Here is a 22,330-nt window from a genome sequence, read left to right on the forward strand (position 1 = left end):
TACACAGATATTTTTACAGTCTCCCGTTTAGCGGTTATATAGCCGAATCATACCGTCAAACGCACTTTGCGCCAAAATCTCCCTGCTGTTGTGGCAACAACGCCCCCCCACCTGGTTCAGAACCAACCTTATCTACACTGTTTGAACCAATGAGCAAACAACAGGAACCTTGAACCCTGTATTTTATATTGTCATTGGTATTTCTTCGACGAAGCTCCCTCTTTTAACGCCTCTTCACGTTCACGCTGATACTCTTCAAAAGATTTATTGGTGCGCTGCAGGCATTCAATAGATTCTGAGGGGGGCCTTTCAAGACATTCCTGACGCTGATGGATACGTAAATTTTCATACATACCCCTATTACTGCAACCCGTAGCGCCAACCAGCAATATCAGTACAGCAAACTTCAACCCATTCATTTTTTGCATCCGCCATATTCTTCGAGGTAACGGATAAGCAGCAACATGGCATTGTCCTGCGCGTTGTGTTCAGTTTGTTGTTGCATAAAACCAACAATCGCTGGCACATCAAACAACCTCTGTGGCGCTTTGCAGTATATTGGCTGCAGATACTCAGTTCTGTCATTAAGTGTGGCCAGCAAATCAAGAGCGCCGCCAATATACGCGTTAATAACAGGAAGCTTACTGCACTCTTCTGGCGCAGAAGCACAAATGTCGGAAAATTGCTTTACCGTCAGTGCTGAGGCGCTGTTCGCAGGCATCCATTGTAATAGCGCTAGCATTAAGCTGATGTAAAAACGCATGTTCATTGTTATTTCCCTCTTGACAAATTAATGTAAAACGATAAGTTATTCACTTTAAACATCCACGTCAAGAGAATTTATTATGACTCGTCACTTCTCGTTGTTCATTGCTTTGGGTTGCGTCGCAGTATTGTTCATCACCCCGGTTGCCGCGATATACCTGCTGATCGACATTGAAATTTTTGCCTCGCTGGCCAGATCAAACCTGAGCTTGCCGATACAATGGCATACCGTATCTGACGGCCAGTGGTACAGCCTTTGGTTGCTAACCCTGGGTTATGTGAGTATCGGTCTGGCAGGTTTATATTTTTTACGCCGCGCTTTTGCCAACTTTTCCAGAGGCCAGCTTTTTAACCACAGTAACAGCCGTGATCTGCGCCTGTTCGCTATCATGCTCTTTGCTCAGGGACTCGCCAAGCCAGTACATTTTGCGCTGGCCAGTGTGCTACTGTCTTTAAATCACCCTCCGGGTCAGAAAGTACTCTCTGTGGCTTTGGGCAGTGGTGAAGTTAAAGTCATCGCATTAGCCATGATTTTATGGGTTATGAGCAACCTGCTTGTCAGAGGCGGTGAGCTGGAAAAAGAAAATAGTCAGTTTATATAGGATCAGCGAAATGCCTATAATTGTTAATCTTGATGTGATGCTGGCTAAACGCAAAGTACGTGGCAAGGAACTGGCTGGCGAAGTCGGCATTTCCGAACAAAACTTGTCACTGCTGCGCACTGGCAGAGTAAAAGGGGTGCGCTTTTCTACGCTGGAAAGAATTTGTGAGGTTCTGCAATGCCAGCCCGGGGACATTCTCGAATACAGATCAGACGAGAATGAACAGAGTGAGTAGCTTCTAGCGCGACGGGCTTTGGCAGTCTGTTCGTAACAGAGTTAATTCGAACCCTTTGTATGAGTCATCTTTTTTTGACCCGGCCTTTGCCTGCATAACACCTTCAGCAATCTGGCTATAGGTAATGCGTTGGGGAAAATCATGAGCGGGATTTTCAAATACGACCCGCTTTTCTGTGTGCTGCGTCAATCTGAATTCCGTTTCTTGCTGGCCAGAGGGAATGGCAACAAAGTAGATCTCCCCCGACTCACGTTTTTCAATTCTCATATATTCATAGCGACTGACGTTGTCTTGTTTGGACATAAACCCTATCCCTAACAGCATATTGCCCAGTGGTTCAGTCCACATTTCGCCTGAGCCAGAGGCTTTTCCGTCCAACATCCAACATCCGCCCATCCACGACAGTTCAGATAACTCCAATGCAGAAACACAGCAAACCATCGCTGAGGCGATGATGCCGGTTCCTATTCTAGTTGTGAGCATTATTCTGCCCTGTGACATCACCATATTTGAGTGTTTTTCGTTGTTCACGACTCAGTGTCGTTACTGGTGCAACCGGCTCTCCTTCGCGGGTAAACAGCGGAGATTGTTTATAGCGGTTGCCCACACGGGCAGAAATAATCATCGCGATAAATCGCAGCACTGTACCAAACAGCCCTTTTTGCCCAGGTTTTGGTGTGCCGGTGGCGGAATCCACATTCACTCTGGCAATATTGTTGCCGAAATCTTTTTCCAGCGCAGATCTATCCAGAGAGGAATGGATCAGACCAATAAAACCCAGTCTGGGATTGCTCAGGGTATTCCCCACTGGCGTGTTGCAACAGCTAGTATGCCAGCGCAGCAAGCCTTTGCTGCCCAGTCGCATTATCGCCAGGTGTTCCAGACCTTGTGTAAACCTCACCCGATGCTGAGCCACCTGCAAAATCTCTGTTCCACCATCAGAATCCAGAACCCTATCGGCACATTCCAGATACCTGGCGAATGCCTGACAATCAGCACAATAACAAACTACCCGGCTACTGATTCCATTTCCAACAATATGGCCCTGTAATTTGCCGCACTGGCATTGAATATTGTGCATGTTCTGAATACGGTTTCAAAGGAGATGACTGAATTCCATACTAGCACAGCAGATAGTCACTGACGCACTTTCCCGACAGGCCATACTGAAGAGCAGCGTCGGCTACAGGGTTATCAACCTGATAAATCAAAAGAACAAAAAGGGGTCGTAGTTAATTACTAACCAGTCAGATTGGATGATGATGAATTAACTATGACCCCTTTTTACCTCAATAATGAACTACGCTCCATTTTTAGATCAAATTTTAGCCGCCAGTTCTGCACCCTGGCGAATAGCGCGCTTGGCGTCGAGTTCTGTGGCCACATCAGCGCCACCAATCAGGTGGGTGGGAATACCAGCCTGCTCCAGATTCTGCTGAAGTTCTCTTAACGGTAACTGGCCGGCACAGGTAATGATATTGTCGACTTCCAGCAGTTTCTCCTGCTCATTGACCTCAATCCACAGGCCCTTATCGTCAATTTTCTTGTATGTGACTCCGGGTACCATCTGTACATTATGGCTTTGCAGCGTCTTACGGTGCACCCAGCCACTGGTGGCCCCCAGGTTCTTACCGACTTTGGTGGTTTTTCGTTGCAGTAACCAGATTTCCCGTTCGGTTTTATCAATCTCTCTCTCGGTGAGCCCCCCTCGCTGACGATATTCCTTATCAATGCCCCAGTATTTCATCCAGTGGTCGGGCTCTTTGGTCAGTGATTGTGGTTCGGCGAGATATTCTGCCACATCAAAACCGATGCCTCCGGCTCCGATTATTGCCACCTTCTTGCCTACAGGTTTGTGATCTCTGAGTACATCCAGATAGGAGAGCACTTTAGGGTTGTCCACACCAGGCAGTTCCAGCGGACGAGGAATAATACCAGTAGCGAGGATCACTTCATTAAATCCCCCTTGCTTAAGACTTTCGAGCGTTTGTTCACTGTTAAGATGCAGCGTTACCCCGGTGATTTCGATGCGGCGGTTAAAGTAGCGCAAGGTCTCAAAGAACTCTTCTTTACCCGGGATCTGTTTGGCATAGTTAAACTGCCCGCCGATTTGTGCAGCCTTATCAAATAAATGAACTTCATGGCCGCGCTCTGCGGCATAGCAGCTAAAGGCCATACCGGCAGGGCCAGAACCCACCACCGCGAGTTTTTTCTTGTGGTTAGTCAGAGGAAAGTTCAGTTCAGTCTCATATCCGGCCCGGGGATTAACCAGGCAGCTGGCGCGTTTTTTCTTAAACACATGATCCAGACAGGCCTGATTACAGGCAATACAGGTATTAATCTCATCAGCCCGTTGCTGCTCGGCCTTATTCACAAAGTCAGCATCAGCCAGAAATGGCCGGGCCATCGACACCATATCCGCCTGACCATCGGCGAGTATCCGCTCAGCCACATCAGGCATATTAATGCGGTTGGTGGTAATCAGAGGTACCTTGAGTTCCTTTTTCATTTTTTCGGTAACCCAGGTGAAAGCAGCCCGTGGCACGGAGGTAACGATCGTAGGCACCCTGGCTTCATGCCAGCCGATACCGGTATTAATTAGCGTAACACCCTGCTCCTCAAGCATTTTCCCCAGAGCGACCACTTCTTCCCACTCGCTGCCGCCTTCCACCAGATCCAGCATCGACAGCCGAAAGATAACAATAAAGTCACTGCCAACTTTGTCCCGCACCGCTTTTACAATCTCCACAGCAATGCGCGCCCGGTTGTCGAAACTGCCACCCCATTCATCATCACGCTGATTGGTACGCGGGCACAAAAACTGGTTAATCAGGTACCCTTCCGAGCCCATGATTTCCACGCCATCGTAACCAGCCAGCCGGGCCATCGCAGCGCTATTTGCATAGTCCTTAATGGTGCTGCGAATACCCATTTTTGTCATTTGCCAGGGCTTAAACGGATTAATGGGTGCCTTTATCGCAGAAGGCGCCACATTGATCGGATGATAACCGTAGCGACCGGTGTGCAAGATCTGCATACAAATTTTGCCGCCCTGGTTATGCACCGCTTCGGTGATCACCTTGTGTTCCATGGCATGAGACTTATTGCTCATTCTTGAAGCAAAAGGAAACACCCACCCCTGACGATTGGGGCTGACCCCACCGGTGACAATCAGCCCCACACCTCCGGCGGCCCTTTCGGCATAGAAGGTTGCAAGTTTTTCCGGACCGCCTTTTTCTTCTTCCAGACCCAGGTGCATGGAGCCCATCAGAACGCGGTTTTTTAACTGCGTAAAACCTAAGTCCAGTGGTGACAACAGATTCGGGTACAGAGGGTGCTTGTTCATATTCTTCTCAACTGGTCTAATCTGTTGCCAGTCTAACCCAATAACGGATGGAATTTCACCCGTTAATGGGCGAACAGTTGTACGCAGGATTGCCAAGAAACCGGGCAAAGACATAAAAAATTACATTTGATGTTTTTGTATTAGGCTCACTTTGGATAGGATAGCGTTACTAAATTGTAGGAAGTTGTTTTATGGCTACAGGAAAAAGTTTTACCAAGGCATTGTTCTCCGGCATATGGTCCGTGCTGAACTTCAGCCGCAAGTTGTTTTTTAATATTATCTTCATCGCTATTGCCGCCATTATTCTGGTTGCGATTTTATCCGAAGATGGCAAAGTCACCGTCCCGGATGAAGCAGTATTGGTGCTGAATCTCAAAGGTGATCTGGTTATTGAAGAAACCGCTGTCGATCCTTTTGAGAAATTTATGCAGGAGGCTTTCGATCAGAAGGAAGAAAACCCTGAAGTATTGCTACGGGATGTGATCTTTGCCATCGACAATGCCAAACAGGATAACCGCATCAAGACGCTGGTGCTGGATCTGCAGGGCCTGCGTAATGCGGGGCTGGACAAGTTACAACAACTGGGTACAGCTCTGGATGATTTTAAAACCAGTGGTAAAACGCTGTACGCCATAGGTGATTACTACAGTCAGAATCAATATTATCTGGCCAGTCGTGCCGACCATGTATATATGAACCCGATGGGCGGCATGCTCCTGGACGGCTATGGCCGTTATCGCATGTATTTCAAATCCATGCTGGAGAAAATCAAGGCTACCACTCATGTTTTCCGCGTTGGTACCTTTAAGTCAGCTGTAGAACCCTTTATCCGTGACGATATGTCTGACGCTGCCAGAGAAGCCAATCAGGCATGGCTGGGGTCGCTGTGGCAGCAATATAAACAGGATGTTGGCGCAGCCCGTAACATGGACACAGACAACTTCGATGAGAAGCTTGAGCAGTTTATAACCAAGTTTGATGCAGCAGAAGGCGATTTTGCCCAGTATGCGCTTGAAAATAACTGGATTGATGCATTGCGAACCCGCGAAGAAATTCGCACTGAGTTTGCCAATATTGCGGGTAGTAATGAGTCCTCAAGAGGCTACAACCATATAACGTACAAGCAGTATCTGCAGGTCATTAAAATGCCCTTTGTACCCAGTAGCAGTGAAACCGACAAAGTGGGCATTGTAGTGGCCAAAGGCACCATTTTAAATGGTAATCAAAAGGCCGGCACTATCGGCGGAGACAGCACCGCCAGATTGCTTCGCAAAGCTCGTATGGATGATTCAGTAAAATCTGTGGTGTTGTATGTAGACTCACCAGGCGGCAGTGCGTTCGCCTCAGAAGTGATCCGCCAGGAAGTAGAACAACTTAAGGCAGCCGGGAAGCCGGTAGTCGTGTCAATGAGTACCTATGCGGCTTCAGGCGGTTACTGGATTTCCGCCGGAGCGGACCAGATATGGGCCGCGCCGAGCACCATTACCGGCTCTATCGGTATCTTTGGCATGTTTATGACCTACGAAAACACCCTTGATTACCTGGGTGTTAATGTAGATGGCGTGGGCACCACTGAGTTCGCCGGTTTCAGCCCCGCCAGAGCGTTAGATCCAAAAATTGCCGATATCATTCAGCGCAACATTGAACATGGTTATGACCAGTTTATTTCTCTGGTGGCGCGTGAAAGAGATATGCAAAAAGCCGAGGTAGACAATATTGCCCAGGGCCGCGTATGGATTGGTACCACCGCCCATGAACTGGGTCTGGTGGATGAACTCGGGTATCTGGAGGATGCTGTCGCCGCAGCGGCCGAGCTTGCCGGAGTTGATGAATACGATAGTAAGTATATTCAGCGGGATCTGTCGGCCAAAGAAAAGTTCTGGCAGGAATTTTTTGGTGGCGCTTCAGTGGTACTCGGTGGTGCCCTGCAAAGCCAGCAAGACAGCCAACTGCTGTCATTGGTCAAACAACTGGTGTCAGAATTTGATGCTATGGCCCGACTGAATGACCCCCAAGGCGCTTACGCCTACTGCCTGCCCTGCCAGATATAACCTGGTTCACAAGGTATAAGAAAAGCCAGCATTTGCTGGCTTTTTATTTATTTCCCTGCTGAATAACGAACTGCAAAATGCAAATCCGCGTAGTTAATGCCTCTGTCAGTACAGTCATTTCGGAATAACCATCGCCAGTTACTGAGACAGCCACTGACGATATTTCTCATCAATCTGTTGCTTCTCACCTGTATCTATCAGGGTTTTCAGCGCCGTGTTAAAACGGTTTATCCATGTTTGCGCATCCGGATAACTGCGGGAAATCACAAAATACAATGGTATCGGGTCCAGTTCGTGAGCAAGAATTACCAGATCAGAGCCTATACCAAAGCGCTCCCGGTTTACCTCACTGGTCATATAGCCGTTGGTCAGGCCGACATCACTCCAGCCTTTTTCAACGTGTCTGATACAGGCCATCCCGTTCTGAGCCCGGATCATTACCATACGCCATTGAAGCAACAGCTCTGCGTAAATACCCTCTGCGCTGTATCCATGGGGTATACAAAGTCGTTTACCCTGCAGATGCCCGATTTCAGTAATACCAGAATTGCGGGCCACATAAATCCGCGCGGGCACTTTATTAATCGCCTCGGAGTATAAAAACTTCTCATTTCTCTGATTCGAATACACATAGGGGTATGTTCCCAGATACTGACCTTCCTCTGTCCACATCAGACCTCTGTTCCAGGGCACTATTTCCGTTTCAATAGGCTGCTCCATTTTCGCAAAAACAGCGGCAATAACAGCCACAGACCAGCCTCCCTCGGGTAGCCCGTCATACGCATAAGGAAAATAGTTATCTCCGGTAACCAGTTTTACGGGCTGTGATGATTGGGGCTCCTCGGAGCCATAGCTGAAAGAGCTGGCAATAAGGCAGCCCAACATCAGTAACATACAGTAGTCGTGCTTCATTCTTCGAACTTAATCCTTTATCAAGCAATCCAATAATAACGATTACAGTAATTCATACCTGTACTTCACTTTAACTCAGACTGATCTGTCTTTATACCTTTGACACCAACTCATTTTTGGGTGCATAGCGCGTATAAAAAAAGCGGCCGAAGCCGCTTTTTATGCATTCCTGGTTTCTATTATTTAGTGTACCCAGTGATGCCGCTGAGCCTTGGCTTCCAGTTCTGCCTGAGTCTGATTGGGCATACTGGAAACGTTCATCTGCTCAAAGAAAAACGGTTTACGCTGTTGCTCAGTACCCAGCTCATTCATGGTTGCTGCATCAAAGATACGCCCGTTTAGTACTGTATGGGTCACATACTCTGACCTGCTAAAATCACTAAGCACATTACCGTCGATCACCACCATATCAGCCAGTTTTCCGGCTTCCAGGCTACCAATGTCGTTATCCATACCCAGATGGCGCGCTCCATCGATCGTACCGCCTCGCAGAGCTTCCCAGGGAGTAAATCCACCCTGATGCATATGCCATAGCTCCCAATGCGCTCCCAGACCCGGACGCTGACCATGAGCACCGATATGAACACTAACACCATTATCTCTGAGCTCTTTGGAATACTCAGCTACGGAAAAATGATGGTACTGCTCATCGGGGGCTGTGGGCCGGCGAATAGCCCGGCTGTCGAGCATATAGTGAGGTGTATAACGAAGCAGGCGTTCATTTTTCCACACCTCAGTACGGTCATACCAATACTCCTCCCCCATCATAGTGCCCATTGTCACCACGTAAGTGGGAGTATAACCAAAGCCAGATGCACGCCACAGCTGGGTCACGTCAGAATAGGCTTTATTCAGCGGAATAGAGTGCTCAAGACCCGTATGGCCATCCACCAGCATGGTCAGATCGTAGAGGAATCGCCCTGCGCCTTCCGGCACAACCATAATGCCCAACTCTTTACCCGCAGCAATTATTTGCTGGCGTACATCCCGGCGTGGCTGGTTGTAACTTTTAACCGAAATAGCTCCCACATCCTTAAGACGCTGCAAATGGAATTTCGCGTCATCCGGTTCTTCTATAATCGCCTTGTAAGCAGGCCAGTTGGCGCCATACAAAATGGTACCGGTTGAATAGATCCGTGGTGCCAGGATCTCACCGCTGCGCTGCATTTCCGAAGCCGAAAAGATTTCGGTCGTATCATTGGACGGATCGTGTACCGTGGTCACCCCGAAGGCCAGATCTGCGTAGTTACGCCAGTTCTGACGAGGGATAATCTCGTTGCTACCCTGCGACCCGTGAGCATGTGCATCCACCAGGCCGGGGATCACCGTTTTGCCTGAGATATCCACAACTTCAGCACTACGGGGAATATCCACTTCACCGTTTTTACCCACCGCTTTAATACGATTGCCTTCTATGAGCACGACACCGTTTTCAATCACTTCCTGAGTATTATCCGCATCACGCATAGTAACCAGTGTGCCGCCCACCAGCGCTTTAAGGCCCGATGGCTTATCTGCCTTTTGCGTGAACGACAAATCAATACCCTTCACCATCGGTTCAGGCAACGCTTCGGGCGCACCCTGGATAAAATCAAATGCTTGTTTGAGCTCTCGTTCAAAAAACAGCGCCCCATGATGCCAGGACAGGGCCTGATTATCGGCACGCCAGGTCAGGTATTCACCGGCCCGGGCCGAAACCTGTTTGACCGGCATCGACGTCATGTTTGGTCCTACTTTAGTGAGTTTTCCGGTTTCAGCATAAGGAGCAATATACGCGTTATATTGGTAAGTAAAAGCGACCCACTGTTTATCATGAGAGAGCCTGAACTCTATCACTTCGCTATTGCCGTCCAGATGCTCTCGCTTATCTTTACCCTGCAGATTGACACTTACCAGTTTACGTTGGGTGGCATTACTGCCTGGCGTATAGTCGGTAAAATAGACCCGCTTATTGTCCCCGGCAAAATGTGGCGCAAAGCCTGAGGTTGAGACTTTAGTGTTTTCTCTGGAATCAATATCCGCCACATATAAACCCGGCTCCAGAGACCGCTTGGGAGAGAGAATGTACCCACCGGTAAATTTACGGTACGTCACCATCTCACCATCGGTGCTGAAACTGGGCTCGGCATAGTGACCAGGCTCGCTGGTAACCACCTTACTGTTCCCGCCACGGGCCGGGATCACTCTGACACTACCGAAATTCTCATCATTCCAGGTGGTATACACGATGTGTTTACCATCATTGGAATAGCGTGGGTAGAATTCATCATGTTCATCCTGATTGGTCAGCCGCTGCTGCTTACCCGTCTCAAGATTTTTGATATACAGCTTACCCAGCGCCTGGAAAACCATACGCTTACCGTCAGGAGATTTCTGTGCCCAGCGAATCATTTTGACATCAAACTCATCGGGGGCGACATCCACATCAAAACGCAGCGCCTTAGCAATCTGTTTCTCTGCTTTCACCGTCACCGGCACTTCTGCTATGTCACCACTTGCAACATTCAGACGCTTAAACTTACCCTCTGCCCAGAACAGGATATCCTGGCTGTCGGCGCTCCAGTCAAAATAGGCATAGTAGCCCTCAGAGCCGAAGCCCTCCTGCATGTCGCGCTCCAGATCACGATAGATGGGGGTTTCTTCACCGGTATCCAGATCCTTAATAAACAGCGCGGTGTTTTCACGAATACGGCGCACAAAGGCAAGCTTTTTGCCATCTGGTGATGGTGTCGGCACTACTGCCCCGCCGGTACCGCTGACCATGGTGATCTCTTCGCCGGTTTCACGCTCGTAGCGTTTAATCGCAAAAATACTTTTCAGCGGGTCGCGGTTATATTCAAATACACTGCTGCCGGTCACATCCTTGGTATAGTAGAGATATTTACCATCCGGGGAAAACACCGGGTCGGCAATATTATTCTGTTCATGTTCACCGCCATCGCGCTTGGCAATGGGCAGGCCGTCACCGCCGGAATGATGGAACACCCATACCTCACCAGCCGGTATGCTTCGCCGCGAGACAATGCCGCGCATAACCGTAATATACTGCCCATCAGGGCTCCATTTGGGGGAGTGAATTAGATCCTTGTCAATTTTGGTGACCTGCTTCAGATCACTGCCGTCTGTGTTCATGGTCCAGACATTAGTATTCCCCCCACGGTCAGAGATAAAGGCAATACGTTTACCATCAGGGCTGATACTCGGCTGCATATTAAAGGCAAAGTCCGAGGTCAGGGCTTTAGCCTCACCACCTTTAATGCCAACGGTATAAATATCACCGAGCATATCAAACACAAAAGATTGACCATCCGGGGCAATGTCCAGACTCGACCAGGTGGTTTCGTCAGTTTCAATCTTAACGGTATCAAATTCGAAAGGTGGATTAAGTACGTCCCATTCGGGTTTTTCCGCACTGTTATCAGTTTGCTCGCTTTCAGCCAGCACCGGAGCACTGAGGTTAAGGCCCAGTATTACAGCCAGGCTAAGGGTAGTCAGTTTACGTCTGTTCACAGTCAAATGCCTTTTGCGTTTTTAATAGTGATTAGCATCAGGCTTTTTTGCCACAAAAGCACAAGATTTGTAAGCCTGTGCAGACAAATAACGACAGATCCCCCTGTAAACGGGATAAGCAAAAGTGAGTATTGATACGAAAGCATGCTGAGACAGCATCTGTGCGGCCCTGTTCGGAAAACAGACGTATATTAAATATTGCGCAAAAAAAAGCCCATGTTTCTGCTTGCACAGAAATCATGGGCTTCGTTGCCTGGCCCGTTACCGGCATCATTGCCTGAAACGGACAAACTAATTGTTGTTCAGCTTTTATTACAAAGCTGTGTGGGGGTATCTTGTTATTGTCAGCGACCTTGCTGCATCATATTTTTATTTTTTTTCTGCAGCGTCTTGCCGCGTTATTTTTCCTTGTGGCCATCGGCAATTCCCATTGGCGACAGTACCCTCCACATTTACGCAAGTTAGTTAAAGCACAGGCCGTGCCATCTATAATTACCCTTTATTTTCAATATCTTATGTTATTTTATCGTTATAATCTTGCCCGCCGGGCTACTCTGATAGTGCAAGGCCGCCCTGTTGTTGTGCAGCAAACGGCTTGCCCTTACAGAACTGCGGTTTGCTCTCGCCGCAACGCCTGGGCGTAAACATCGGCGCGAAACACCTGCTCAGAATCGATTTGTTTATACTGAGATAGTTGTATGTGCCCGGCTTCAACCATTTGATTAAGCAAAAACCGGCCATAATACGAATCGGGATTATTATTACCCTCCTGGCCGGCACTTCTGAATCGGTTGTAAGCGGAAATCGTTCTTGGATTTAATCCTTGGTGCACCAGACAGCTGCCAAGCAGGGTTGGCGCAACTACGTCCAGATCTGCATTTAAATAAGTTGCAGAGCACAAGATACGAGCCGCTTCAAAACGATTGGGCAACTCCTCCAGCCAGTTACAGGCGCGCTTCAGGGCTCTGATCAAAGCCCCGGTGGTATCAGGATTCGCCTGCATCCAGCTCTGAGTGATACCCAACACCTTTTCAGGTTGATCTGGCCAGATATCACAGGAGCTGGTTGCGGTCAGGCCCAGTCCGGCTCTCACTGCTTTGGCATTCCACGGGCCACCCACGCAATAACCATCAACCACGCCTTCATGTAAGGCCGCTACCATACTGGTAGGCGGTAGTACCTGCACCTCAACTTCGGTTCCCAGTTCGATATCGGCATCACTGAACCATTGTCGTAACTGATAGTAGTGACAACTGTAGGCAAAAACCGTAGCGAATTTCATAGCCGGCCGCCCTTCCTGTATGCGTTTATCAATAACAGCTTTTAGCAAACTGGCTGGCAGTGGCAAAGGCAGCTTATTCAGCGGCAAACCATGAAGCTCACAAAGCTCCCTGCACAAAGATTCTGAAAGGGTAATGGCGTTGCCATTAAAACTCAGGACGAAGGGAGTTATAATCGGTGCTCGATTGCCGCCTAAGCCTAACTGGCTTGCCAGGGGCATAGGTGCAAGCATCTGGGCCCCATCGAGGATCCCAACCTGCAATTTGTCACGTAATGTAGCCCAGGAATTCTGCTTTCTGAGCGCGACATCCAGCCCTTCTGCCTGGAAAAAACCCAGCTCTTTAGCCATCACCAATGGCGCACTGTCAGTCAGAGGCACGAAACCCAATTGCAATTGTGTTTTATTGGCCGGCTGCATCTGTTACTCCTTTTCGTCTAACGTGTTGAGTATGGAAAGAAGAGTGCTGGCCACCTGTTCCATTTTCTGGCCACTGTCCATCGCCATCTTACGCATGGTATTAAAGGCTTTGGCTTCACTCATATTCTTTTTATTCATCAGCAACGCTTTGGCTTTTTCAATCACCCGTCGCGACTCAAGTTTATGTTTGGTTTCATTCAGTTCCTGCTTCAAAGTCTGGTATTGCTGAAAACGCGCTACGGCGGCATCCAGTATTGAACGCACCCTGGCACTTTGCACATCGCCAACCACATAGGCACTAACACCAGACTGCACCGACTGATTGATCAGCTGCGAGTCATCCTGTTCACAGAACATCACCACGGGTTTGGGATTAAAACTGGATAAAGTACTGAGACTTTCAAGAATGTCCCGGTCCGGTGATTCGATATCAATAACGATAATATCCGGCTTTAGCTGATCGACTTCCCTAAGCAGCGAGGTGCGTGAACTGACCAGATGAGACACGTGATAGCGCGAATGATCCAATGCCGAACTAAAGGCTGCAGCCCTGTCTAAATCGTCATCGATCAACAGGATCTCCAGTACTTTGTCTGCGACGTTTGGGTGGCTGTTCATAGACAGAATAATCCTCGGTACACCCTCTGCGAGCGTTGCGTAAAGTTACATTCACGCAACATTCACGCCAGCATAAAAGATAACTTTAAGATCAGCTTGTTACCGGCCTCTCCCCATAAAGTCTGCGGATAAACGCCAATATTTACGGCAGACAGGAAGCTGCCAGCACTATTTTGGTGCAACAACTGCACAAGTCAGGCACAAAAGCCTTGCTCACCACGGTAAAAGACAAAAATAACCACAGAGATAAATACCTTGAGATCTCTGCGCCCCTGCGCCTTTGCGAGATCGATCTGTTTTTTGTTTATCTCGCAGAGGCGCTAAGACGCGGAGAACAAAAGCCTTATAACCTCTGTGCTCCCTGTGTCTCCGTGGTGAAATCGCTCTTTTTCGTGCCTTTAGTGTCTTTCGTGTTCAGACCCTTATTCCGCTTCGCTTTATACGGGCTACAGGGTAAATACCTTCTGACCTCCCGCCCCTGCGCCTTTGCGAGATCGATCTGTTTTTTGTTTATCTCGCAGAGACGCTAAGACGCGGAGAACAAAAGCCTTATAACCTCTGTGCTCCCTGTGTCTCCGTGGTGAAATCGCTCTTTTTCGTGCCTTTAGTGTCTTTCGTGTTCAGACCCTTATTCCGCTTCGCTTTATACGGGCTACAGGGTAAATACCTTCTGACCTCCCGCCCCTGCGCCTTTGCGAGATCGATCTGTTTTTTGTTTATCTCGCAGAGACGCTAAGACGCGGAGAATAAAAGCCTTACAACCTCTGTGACCTCCGTGCCTCAGTGGTGAAAAGTATCCTTTTGTAATCTCTGCCAGTTTTGCGGAGTAAATCGCGGGCTGCTTTGGTGTCTTTATGGTATAAAGACGGCCCGAAATACTGCTCCCGAATCTTTGATCTATGAGTCTTGCTCACGAAATACGACAACTGGTAAAACTTGCCTGGCCTTTGCTGATTGCACAGGTTACACAAACTCTGATGGGAGTATCCGACACCATTATGGCTGGCCGGGTCTCAGCAACAGATATGGCTGCTGTCGCTATCGCGTCGAGCATCATTCTGCCGATCCTGTTTTTCCTGCAAGGCATCATTCTGGCACTCCCCCCTATCGTCTCCCGTCTGGATGGCTCAAGACGGATCGATGAGATTCCGGAAAAAGGACAGCAAACACTGTGGCTGTCACTGTTTATGTCGTTGCCATTGGCGCTTTGTTATTTTCTGGTACCACAGCTGGGTTCGGTAATGGATATGGAGCCCCAGCTACAACGCATAACACTTGAGTACCTTCAGTATATGCTTCTGGGAATGCCCGCCTTCGCCATCTATCAGGTACTGCGCCAGTATTGTGAGGGCTTGTCAGTAACCCGTCCGTCGATGACCATTATGTTTATTGGCCTTTTAATCAATATCCCGGCCAATTATGTGTTTATCTACGGCAAACTGGGGCTTCCGGCATTTGGCGGTGCAGGTTGCGGTATTGCCACTGCGCTGGTGTTTACCGGAATGATGGTGTGCACCTGGGCTTATACCCAGTTTTCCCGCAAAATGTCCCGCTATCCGTTTTTCAGTCAATGGTATGCACCACGGCTGTCTGAAATCGCCGAAATTGTTCGCCTGGGTCTGCCCATAGCAATGACGATTCTATTTGAGGTGTCACTGTTTTCTGTAGTGGCCTTGCTATTGGCTCCCTTTGGCGCGCTGATTGTGGCCTCACATCAGGTAGCGCTGAATTTCTCCGCACTGATGTTTATGATTCCCTTGAGCATTGGCCTGGCTGTGGCTATCAGAGTGGGTTACCTGTTGGGTGAAGAGAAGCCTCTGAATGCCAGGAAATCGGTACATGGGGCCTGGATTGTTGGTATTGGCTGCGCCCTTGTTACCGCCAGCATTTCTTTTTTACTGCGCTTTGAAATTGCCGAACTTTACAGCAATGATGCCGAAGTGGTGCGTATGGCCGCCGATCTGATGTTTCTGGCGGCGGTATTTCAGTTTTCCGATGCCATACAAGTGATCTCCGGCTGCGCCCTGCGTGGATACAAAGATGCCAAAGCCATGTTCTATATTAGTTTTTTGTCCTACTGGGGCGTCGGATTAACGACTGGCTGCATCCTCGGGCTCACAGACTGGGTAGTGCCGAAAATGGCGGCCACCGGCTTCTGGATTGGCTTTATTGTCGGCCTGACCAGCGCCGCCATCTTCCTGGGCTGGCGGCTGGCCTATATCCAGCGGGTAAAAGAAGAAGAAATTATTGCGGGTTAAGTTGGGATCATTCGCTGTTCACACACTATGTCAGTGCTGAAGGCAGCTCGTAGCCCGTGATGAAGCGAAGCGGAATCCGGGAATACGCAACCCCGCAATCCGCTTCGCTCCTTGCCGGCTACACCGCTGCGCTTTATTCATTTTATCTCGCTGAGGCGCAAAGACGCAGAGATGTTAAAGCCCTTTTTCTATCCTCTATAATTAAGTGTTTTTCGTGCCTTCTATGATTATAAAGCTTATAACCCTCTAACCACACGACCAAAGTATAGGGAACACGTGAACAGCCGAAGGCTGGCTTGCGTAGCGCCCTACAGCGCGAAGTAAAAGCACAAACAACTCATTTCACGCAAAGTTGTAGGGGCGAATTTATTCGCCTGATACCACCGCTACAAGCCGAATAAATTCGGCCCTTCAACAGTTTGTTGGACGAAAATCGATCTACAAGAGAATATTATTAATCCAGCCGTTCTATTAGGGTTTTGTGAACATTTCGCCTCGCATGAAATACGGCCAGCATCACAATTTCTTGCCGCATTTCAATGACCTCATAAATCAAACGATAGTCATAAACTAACACTTCCCTGATGCTCTTAGTTTGCGCCTCAGGCACCACTCTGCCTGCTAATGGCTGAGCAGGAAGCTCTCTTGTTCTACCCATCATCTTTTCAACCACAACACTGGCATAAAACGGGCTATCTCTATGGATATACTCAGCAATCTCCTCAATGTCTTGTAAGGCGGTTTCTGTCCATTTCAGGATATAACCCATTTGTTCATCCTGTTCTCTGCCTCTTCCTGACTAACGCCACCTTTGTCTCGATAATTTTCCTGCCCACGCTTTATCTTCTCCAGTACGTACAGGCGATAATGTAGCTCTTCGAGATCACACTCATCTGGCATCTGATTCAACAGTTCCAGCACTTCACTTTTTGCTATTTGCATTACAACAACCCGATAAGATGGTTTCATGTTTAATCATACACCTGATTTGGGATTACATCCCAGGGGATAATCTGAATCAGTATGCTTAGCAACAACGGTGCGTATGGAATAATTAACCAGTATTATCTGTGCGCTTTGGGTCTATATGGTGAAAATTCCTTTTCGATGGTTTGAAGTTAAAAGATTTCAGCGCAGACACGGAGAACACAGAGAATTAAACCGATTAATTCCCCTTACCCCTCTGCGAACTTTTCGCCTCTGCGTGATCTACAGGACTTTTTATACTCTCACTAAAGGCACTGGGTTCCCGCCAACTACCGCGGGAACGACCACTTGTCATGCACGAATGTTCATTAGTCATCAGCAGCTTGTAGCCCGTGATGAAGCGAAGTGGAATCCGGAAAAACGCAACCCCGCAATCCGCTACGCTCCTTGCAGGCTATACCGCTGCGCTTTATTCATTTTTCTCGCTGAGGCGCAAAGACGCGGAGTAAGAAGTACAGGTAATAAAGACGGGCTTTTCACCTCACTCCTGCCCCCTCACTCCTCACTCCTCACTCTTCCCCCCTCACCAACTAAAGCATTTCCACAGCGATGGCTGTGGCTTCACCACCGCCGATACACAGGGATGCGACACCTTTTTTCAGACCACGGTTTTTCAGTGCATGTAACAGCGTTACCAGAATACGTGCACCGGACGCACCAATAGGATGGCCTAATGCACAGGCACCGCCATTTACATTCACTTTTTCAGCATCCAGTTTCAGTTGTTTAACCGCCAGCATCGTTACCATGGCAAAAGCTTCATTAATTTCGAACAGATCCACATCACTGCTTTGCCAGTTAACTTTATCAAAAAGCTTCTGCATGGCGCCAACCGGCGCTACGGTAAAGTTCTCAGGCTCAATAGAATGGGTTGCATGACCCACAATGCGGGCCAGCGGGGTTAACCCTTTTTCTTTCGCCACCGATTCACGCATCACCAGCAGCGCTGCGCCGCCATCAGATATAGAGCTGGAGTTGGCCGCAGTAATGGTGCCGTCTTTTTTAAACGCCGGACGCAGATTGGGGATCTTATCCGGCATAGCGCTGCCCGGACCTTCATCAGTATCAACAGTCACATCGCCTTTACGGGTGGTAATGGTTACCGGTGTAATTTCGTTATTAAACGCTCCGCTGCTGATGGCCTGTGACGCCCGGGATAAAGAGGTTAACGCAAACTCATCCATCTGCTGGCGATCGATCTGCTCCTTGTCGGCGGTATCCTGAGCGAAACAGCCCATTGCTTTGCCATCATAGGCATTTTCCAGGCCGTCTAACATCATATGATCCAGTACCTGACCATGGCCCATGCGATAACCGCTGCGCGCTTTAGGCAACAGATAAGGCGCATTACTCATGCTTTCCATACCACCGGCAATGGCTGTATCAATGCTGCCCGCTTTGATCAGGTCATGGGCCAGCATTACCGCTTTCATCCCCGAACCACAAACCTTATTAATAGTGGTTACACCGGCAGACAAAGGCAGGCCGGCTTTCAGGCTCGCCTGCCTTGCCGGTGACTGGCCTAAACCCGCAGGCAATACGCAGCCCATAAACACTTCCTGTACGGCATCGGCGTCGTGGTTCTCCAACAGCGCTTTTATTGCCGCAGCACCGAGATCAACACCACTTAGTGGCGCCAGCGCGCCCTGAAACCCACCCATTGGTGTGCGTCTGGCATCCACAATTACCACTGCATCGTTGTTACTCATCATTTATCCCCTGTATGTTATGACCGGCCTGAACGGAATCTGTAATCAGCCCGGAGAATCTCGTAATACCCAGTGCATTAAATCTCTGGCATTAATGCTAGCTCAGTTATGCGACGCTGCGCTATAAGCCAAACGTACAGCATAATGAACATTTTCACAGGTTGACCAGTCATCTGGTCGCACCCCCGTGTTGACGCCTTGTTACGCTTACTTTACCTTTAGGTTAACTTACAGCTTACGTAAACGTAAAGTGATATGGCCGAGAACCACACCTACAGCATTGGCGAACTGGCAAAAGAATTTGACATTACGCCCCGATCAATCCGCTTCTATGAAGAGCAAGGGCTGCTGAGTCCTGAGCGTAGCGGGCAAACCCGTATCTATCACAACAAAGACAGAGTCAGGCTGAAACTCATTCTACGGGGAAAAAGACTCGGCTTTTCACTGGCAGAAACCAAAACTCTGTTTAACCTTTACGACAGCAACGAAAATTCGCTGGCACAAAATGAAGTGATTCTGGACATGATTGCGCTGAAACGGGCGAGCATGGATCAGCAACTGGAAGATATTCAGATGCTGAAGAATGAACTGGAAGATCTGGAGAGCCGCTGCCGGCTGGAACTGGAACAATTAACAAGAGGAAAACGCGCATGAAAGCCCATTACCCTACCCTGAATTTTGGTCTTGGCGAAGAAGTGGATATGCTTCGCGACCAAGTCTATGCCTTTGCCCAGGGCGAGATTGCGCCGCTGGCCGAAAGTGCCGATGAAGACAACGCTTTTCCCAATCAGCTTTGGCCCAAGTTTGGTGAAATGGGCCTGTTAGGTGTCACAGTGTCTGAGCAGTATGGTGGTGCTGACATGGGGTATCTGGCCCATGTGGTGGCAATGGAAGAAATCAGCCGCGCCAGTGCCGGTATTGGCCTGAGCTATGGCGCCCATTCTAATCTGTGCGTTAATCAGATCTATAAAAACGGTAATGACGCCCAGCGTGAAAAATACCTGCCTAAACTGGTCAGTGGTGAGCATATTGGTGCGCTGGCCATGAGTGAACCCAACGCCGGTTCTGACGTCGTAAGCATGAAGCTTAGCGCCAAAAAACAGGGCGACAAATACATTCTTAATGGCAATAAAATGTGGATCACCAATGGTCCCGATGCCCATGTTTTTGTGATTTACGCAAAAACCGATGTTAACGCCGGCTCCAAAGGCATCACCGCCTTTATTGTTGAACGTGACACACCGGGATTCAGCCAGGCTCAAAAGCTCGACAAACTCGGCATGCGCTCTTCCAATACCTGTGAGCTGGTGTTCGATAACTGTGAAATTCCCGCTGAAAATATTCTCGGTGTTGAGGGTGGCGGCGTAAAAGTTCTGATGAGTGGCCTGGATTATGAACGTCTGGTGCTCTCCGGCGGGCCGCTGGGGATTATGCAGGCATGTATGGATGTTGTTGTGCCCTATGTGCACGACAGAAAACAGTTTGGTCAGAGTATCGGTGAATTTCAGCTGGTGCAGGGCAAACTCGCCGACATGTACACACAGATGAATGCCGCCCGCGCTTATGTTTATACCGTCGCCAGGGCCTGTGATCGTGGTGAAACAGCACGTAAAGACGCCGCTGCAGTCATTTTATATTCGGCGGAACTGGCCACCAAAATGGCATTGGATGCGATTCAGTTACTCGGTGGTAACGGCTACATCAACGAATACCCCACCGGGCGTTTGCTCAGGGATGCTAAGCTGTATGAGATTGGTGCCGGCACGTCGGAAATCCGCCGTATGCTGATCGGTCGTGAACTGTTTAAAGAGTCGGCTTAAAGAATATTCACCACAGAGGCACGGAGAACACAGAGAATTAATGGTGAAAGTTTTTTCGTAAACCGTTAACTGTGCATCAACAACACAGTTAACGCTTGAAAAAGACTGGCACCATAGTGTCATAAAGTCGTGTTCTAGTAGTGATTTTATTTTCTCTGTGACCTCTGTGTCTCTGTGGTAAATGCAAATAAGGAGAGCCTTGTGCCCCGAATAGAATCAAAAATTAACGCCAAAAGCCAGGCCTTCGCCGACAATGCAGAGCATATGCAGGCTCAGGTGGATGATCTGCGCCAGCAATTCTCCCAAATCAGTCAGGGTGGCGGTGAAAAATCAAATCAGCGCCATATCAACAGAGGCAAGCTGCTTCCCCGTGAGCGTATCGAAGCCCTGCTTGACCCCGGCGCCCCCTTCTTAGAGCTGTCACAACTGGCCGCGTTGCATGTTTACGATGATGACGTGCCCGCCGCAGGAATAATCAGTGGTATTGGCCGGGTATCAGGCGTGGAGTGCATGATCGTCGCCAACGATGCCACCGTTAAAGGCGGTACGTATTACCCGCTTACGGTGAAAAAACACCTGCGCGCGCAGACCATCGCCGAACAGAATAACCTGCCCTGTATCTATCTGGTAGACAGCGGTGGTGCCAACCTGCCCCGCCAGGATGAGGTGTTTCCGGATCGTGAACACTTTGGCCGTATTTTTTATAATCAGGCTAACCTCTCAGCCGCCAATATTCCGCAGATAGCTGTGGTCATGGGTTCCTGTACCGCGGGTGGCGCTTATGTGCCGGCGATGGCCGATGAGTCCATTATCGTTAAAGAACAGGGCACCATATTTCTGGGCGGCCCGCCGCTGGTGAAAGCCGCAACCGGCGAAGTGGTCACAGCCGAAGAGCTGGGCGGTGGTGATGTGCATTGTCGCACCTCCGGCGTGGCCGACCATCTGGCCAACAATGATCATCATGCGCTGAAAATTGCCCGTGATGCCGTAGCACGTTTAAACCGCACCAAGCCGGTGTCTCTGCAACTGACTGAGCCGGTAGATCCGGCTTACGATGTGAAAGAGATTTACGGCATTGTGCCTAAGGATACCCGCCAGTCATACGATGTAAGAGAGATTATCGCCCGTGTCGTGGACGGCTCGGAATTCGATGAATTCAAGGCCCTTTACGGCAACACGTTAGTGTGCGGATTTGCACGCATCTTCGGCTATCCTGTGGGCATTGTCGCCAATAATGGAATACTATTCTCAGAGTCGGCCCAAAAAGGCGCCCACTTTATTGAGCTGTGTGCACAGCGCAAAATCCCACTGGTATTTTTGCAGAATATCACCGGATTTATGGTGGGTAAGCAATATGAAGCAGGGGGCATTGCCAAACACGGCGCCAAAATGGTGACTGCGGTAGCCTGCGCAAAAGTGCCCAAGTTTACTATTCTGATTGGCGGCAGCTTCGGTGCCGGTAATTACGGCATGTGTGGCCGCGCTTACGACCCTCGCTTCTTATTTATGTGGCCTAATGCCCGTATCTCAGTAATGGGTGGCGAACAGGCCGCCGGGGTACTGGCGCAGGTGAAGCGGGATCAGAAAGCCCGCCAGGATGAAGACTGGAGCGAAGCCGAAGAAAAGGCATTCAAACAACCCATCATCGATGATTATGAGCACCAGGGCCACCCCTACTACGCCTCAGCCAGACTATGGGACGATGGCGTTATTGACCCTGCAGATACCCGCACGGTGCTTGGCTTATGTCTTTCAGCATCTTTGAATAAACCTATTGAGGACACCCGTTTCGGCGTGTTCCGCATGTAAGGAGGCCCC

19 protein-coding genes are annotated in these 22,330 nt (G+C 49.2%); 7 read left to right on the top strand and 12 right to left on the bottom strand.

All coding sequences use genetic code 11. The features are described from left to right. Nucleotides 1-191: 191 nt before the first annotated feature. Together CDA54_RS15010 and CDA54_RS15015 are read right to left on the bottom strand one after the other, a co-directional pair. On the bottom strand, nt 192-428 hold the full coding sequence (locus tag CDA54_RS15010) for a hypothetical protein (protein WP_099035852.1): 237 nt from the start codon (nt 426-428) through the stop codon (nt 192-194). Next, on the bottom strand, nt 416-769 hold the full coding sequence (locus tag CDA54_RS15015) for a hypothetical protein (RefSeq protein WP_099035853.1): 354 nt from the start codon (nt 767-769) through the stop codon (nt 416-418). Before CDA54_RS15015 ends, CDA54_RS15010 begins: the two co-directional genes overlap by 13 nt. 76 nt (nt 770-845) lie before the next feature. On the opposite strand from CDA54_RS15015, the gene CDA54_RS15020 reads away from it, so the two are divergent. Together CDA54_RS15020 and CDA54_RS15025 are read left to right on the top strand one after the other, a co-directional pair. After that, nucleotides 846-1,367, top strand: coding sequence for a DUF2975 domain-containing protein (locus tag CDA54_RS15020; RefSeq protein WP_099035854.1), 522 nt, complete (start codon nt 846-848; stop codon nt 1,365-1,367). A gap of 10 nt (nt 1,368-1,377) precedes the next feature. After that, nucleotides 1,378-1,602, top strand: coding sequence for a helix-turn-helix domain-containing protein (locus tag CDA54_RS15025; RefSeq protein WP_099035855.1), 225 nt, complete (start codon nt 1,378-1,380; stop codon nt 1,600-1,602). A 3-nt stretch (nt 1,603-1,605) separates the two neighbouring features. Here the strand turns inward: CDA54_RS15025 and CDA54_RS15030 are convergent, their stop codons facing one another. The 3 genes from CDA54_RS15030 to CDA54_RS15040 all read right to left on the bottom strand — a co-directional run bounded on the left by CDA54_RS15030 (nt 1,606) and on the right by CDA54_RS15040 (nt 4,948). Then, nucleotides 1,606-2,085 (bottom strand): DUF6265 family protein, encoded by a 480-nt coding sequence (locus tag CDA54_RS15030; protein ID WP_143452309.1) that lies wholly within the window; start codon nt 2,083-2,085, stop codon nt 1,606-1,608. After that, nucleotides 2,072-2,683: a DUF6151 family protein gene (locus CDA54_RS15035; RefSeq protein ID WP_099035857.1), complete on the bottom strand. Its 612-nt coding sequence runs from the start codon at nt 2,681-2,683 to the stop codon at nt 2,072-2,074. The genes CDA54_RS15030 and CDA54_RS15035 overlap by 14 nt, the downstream gene beginning before the upstream one ends. Before the next feature lie 237 nt (nt 2,684-2,920). Then, complete coding sequence (locus CDA54_RS15040) at nt 2,921-4,948, bottom strand: NADPH-dependent 2,4-dienoyl-CoA reductase (RefSeq protein ID WP_099035858.1); 2,028 nt, start codon at nt 4,946-4,948, stop codon at nt 2,921-2,923. Between the two features lie 191 nt (nt 4,949-5,139). On the opposite strand from CDA54_RS15040, the gene sppA reads away from it, so the two are divergent. Then, nucleotides 5,140-6,999 carry a signal peptide peptidase SppA gene (sppA, locus tag CDA54_RS15045; protein WP_099035859.1) on the top strand — a complete coding sequence of 620 codons (1,860 nt, stop codon included), beginning with the start codon at nt 5,140-5,142 and terminating at the stop codon, nt 6,997-6,999. 138 nt (nt 7,000-7,137) lie between these two features. Here the strand turns inward: sppA and CDA54_RS15050 are convergent, their stop codons facing one another. From CDA54_RS15050 to CDA54_RS15065, 4 genes are all read right to left on the bottom strand, one after another. After that, entirely contained in the window at nt 7,138-7,911 is a 774-nt protein-coding gene (locus CDA54_RS15050) for a substrate-binding periplasmic protein (protein WP_099035860.1), read from the bottom strand. 183 nt (nt 7,912-8,094) lie between these two features. Beyond that, complete coding sequence (locus tag CDA54_RS15055; RefSeq protein WP_099035861.1) at nt 8,095-11,427, bottom strand: amidohydrolase family protein; 3,333 nt, start codon at nt 11,425-11,427, stop codon at nt 8,095-8,097. A gap of 595 nt (nt 11,428-12,022) precedes the next feature. Beyond that, entirely contained in the window at nt 12,023-13,120 is a 1,098-nt protein-coding gene (locus CDA54_RS15060; RefSeq protein WP_099035862.1) for a CmpA/NrtA family ABC transporter substrate-binding protein, read from the bottom strand. Nucleotides 13,121-13,123: 3 nt separating this feature from the next. Then, entirely contained in the window at nt 13,124-13,738 is a 615-nt protein-coding gene (locus CDA54_RS15065; RefSeq protein WP_099035863.1) for an ANTAR domain-containing response regulator, read from the bottom strand. A gap of 899 nt (nt 13,739-14,637) precedes the next feature. Here CDA54_RS15065 and CDA54_RS15070 point away from each other — a divergent pair. Then, on the top strand, nt 14,638-15,996 hold the full coding sequence (locus tag CDA54_RS15070) for an MATE family efflux transporter (RefSeq protein ID WP_099035864.1): 1,359 nt from the start codon (nt 14,638-14,640) through the stop codon (nt 15,994-15,996). 454 nt (nt 15,997-16,450) lie between these two features. Here CDA54_RS15070 and CDA54_RS15075 read toward each other — a convergent pair whose 3' ends face one another. The 3 genes from CDA54_RS15075 to CDA54_RS15085 all read right to left on the bottom strand — a co-directional run bounded on the left by CDA54_RS15075 (nt 16,451) and on the right by CDA54_RS15085 (nt 18,692). Then, nucleotides 16,451-16,765: a type II toxin-antitoxin system RelE/ParE family toxin gene (locus CDA54_RS15075; protein ID WP_099035865.1), complete on the bottom strand. Its 315-nt coding sequence runs from the start codon at nt 16,763-16,765 to the stop codon at nt 16,451-16,453. Beyond that, the gene (locus CDA54_RS15080; protein WP_218962417.1) at nt 16,750-16,965 is read right to left on the bottom strand and encodes a hypothetical protein; all 216 of its coding nucleotides are present in this window, start codon (nt 16,963-16,965) and stop codon (nt 16,750-16,752) included. The genes CDA54_RS15075 and CDA54_RS15080 overlap by 16 nt, the downstream gene beginning before the upstream one ends. A 548-nt stretch (nt 16,966-17,513) precedes the next feature. Further along, nucleotides 17,514-18,692, bottom strand: a complete 1,179-nt coding sequence (locus CDA54_RS15085; RefSeq protein ID WP_099035866.1) for an acetyl-CoA C-acyltransferase — start codon at nt 18,690-18,692, stop codon at nt 17,514-17,516. Between the two features lie 255 nt (nt 18,693-18,947). On the opposite strand from CDA54_RS15085, the gene CDA54_RS15090 reads away from it, so the two are divergent. The 3 genes from CDA54_RS15090 (at nt 18,948) to CDA54_RS15100 (ending at nt 22,321) form a co-directional block, all read left to right on the top strand. After that, nucleotides 18,948-19,346, top strand: coding sequence for a MerR family transcriptional regulator (locus CDA54_RS15090; protein ID WP_099035867.1), 399 nt, complete (start codon nt 18,948-18,950; stop codon nt 19,344-19,346). Beyond that, on the top strand, nt 19,343-20,512 hold the full coding sequence (locus CDA54_RS15095; RefSeq protein WP_099035868.1) for an isovaleryl-CoA dehydrogenase: 1,170 nt from the start codon (nt 19,343-19,345) through the stop codon (nt 20,510-20,512). Before CDA54_RS15090 ends, CDA54_RS15095 begins: the two co-directional genes overlap by 4 nt. A 201-nt stretch (nt 20,513-20,713) precedes the next feature. Next, nucleotides 20,714-22,321: a carboxyl transferase domain-containing protein gene (locus tag CDA54_RS15100; protein WP_099035869.1), complete on the top strand. Its 1,608-nt coding sequence runs from the start codon at nt 20,714-20,716 to the stop codon at nt 22,319-22,321. Nucleotides 22,322-22,330 lie beyond the last annotated feature (9 nt).

Source organism: Lacimicrobium alkaliphilum (assembly GCF_002591895.1).
Taxonomy (GTDB): Bacteria; Pseudomonadota; Gammaproteobacteria; order Enterobacterales; family Alteromonadaceae; genus Lacimicrobium; species Lacimicrobium alkaliphilum.

Bases quoted from the DNA above. Each gene is read 5' to 3' on its own strand.
- CDA54_RS15010 (WP_099035852.1), bottom strand. From the start codon at position 428: ATGCAAAAAATGAATGGGTTGAAGTTTGCTGTACTGATATTGCTGGTT.
- CDA54_RS15015 (WP_099035853.1), bottom strand. From the start codon at position 769: ATGAACATGCGTTTTTACATCAGCTTAATGCTAGCGCTATTACAATGG.
- CDA54_RS15020 (WP_099035854.1), top strand. From the start codon at position 846: ATGACTCGTCACTTCTCGTTGTTCATTGCTTTGGGTTGCGTCGCAGTA.
- CDA54_RS15025 (WP_099035855.1), top strand. From the start codon at position 1,378: ATGCCTATAATTGTTAATCTTGATGTGATGCTGGCTAAACGCAAAGTA.
- CDA54_RS15030 (WP_143452309.1), bottom strand. From the start codon at position 2,085: ATGCTCACAACTAGAATAGGAACCGGCATCATCGCCTCAGCGATGGTT.
- CDA54_RS15035 (WP_099035857.1), bottom strand. From the start codon at position 2,683: ATGCACAATATTCAATGCCAGTGCGGCAAATTACAGGGCCATATTGTT.
- CDA54_RS15040 (WP_099035858.1), bottom strand. From the start codon at position 4,948: ATGAACAAGCACCCTCTGTACCCGAATCTGTTGTCACCACTGGACTTA.
- sppA (WP_099035859.1), top strand. From the start codon at position 5,140: ATGGCTACAGGAAAAAGTTTTACCAAGGCATTGTTCTCCGGCATATGG.
- CDA54_RS15050 (WP_099035860.1), bottom strand. From the start codon at position 7,911: ATGAAGCACGACTACTGTATGTTACTGATGTTGGGCTGCCTTATTGCC.
- CDA54_RS15060 (WP_099035862.1), bottom strand. From the start codon at position 13,120: ATGCAGCCGGCCAATAAAACACAATTGCAATTGGGTTTCGTGCCTCTG.
- CDA54_RS15065 (WP_099035863.1), bottom strand. From the start codon at position 13,738: ATGAACAGCCACCCAAACGTCGCAGACAAAGTACTGGAGATCCTGTTG.
- CDA54_RS15070 (WP_099035864.1), top strand. From the start codon at position 14,638: ATGAGTCTTGCTCACGAAATACGACAACTGGTAAAACTTGCCTGGCCT.
- CDA54_RS15075 (WP_099035865.1), bottom strand. From the start codon at position 16,765: ATGGGTTATATCCTGAAATGGACAGAAACCGCCTTACAAGACATTGAG.
- CDA54_RS15080 (WP_218962417.1), bottom strand. From the start codon at position 16,965: ATGAAACCATCTTATCGGGTTGTTGTAATGCAAATAGCAAAAAGTGAA.
- CDA54_RS15085 (WP_099035866.1), bottom strand. From the start codon at position 18,692: ATGAGTAACAACGATGCAGTGGTAATTGTGGATGCCAGACGCACACCA.
- CDA54_RS15090 (WP_099035867.1), top strand. From the start codon at position 18,948: ATGGCCGAGAACCACACCTACAGCATTGGCGAACTGGCAAAAGAATTT.
- CDA54_RS15095 (WP_099035868.1), top strand. From the start codon at position 19,343: ATGAAAGCCCATTACCCTACCCTGAATTTTGGTCTTGGCGAAGAAGTG.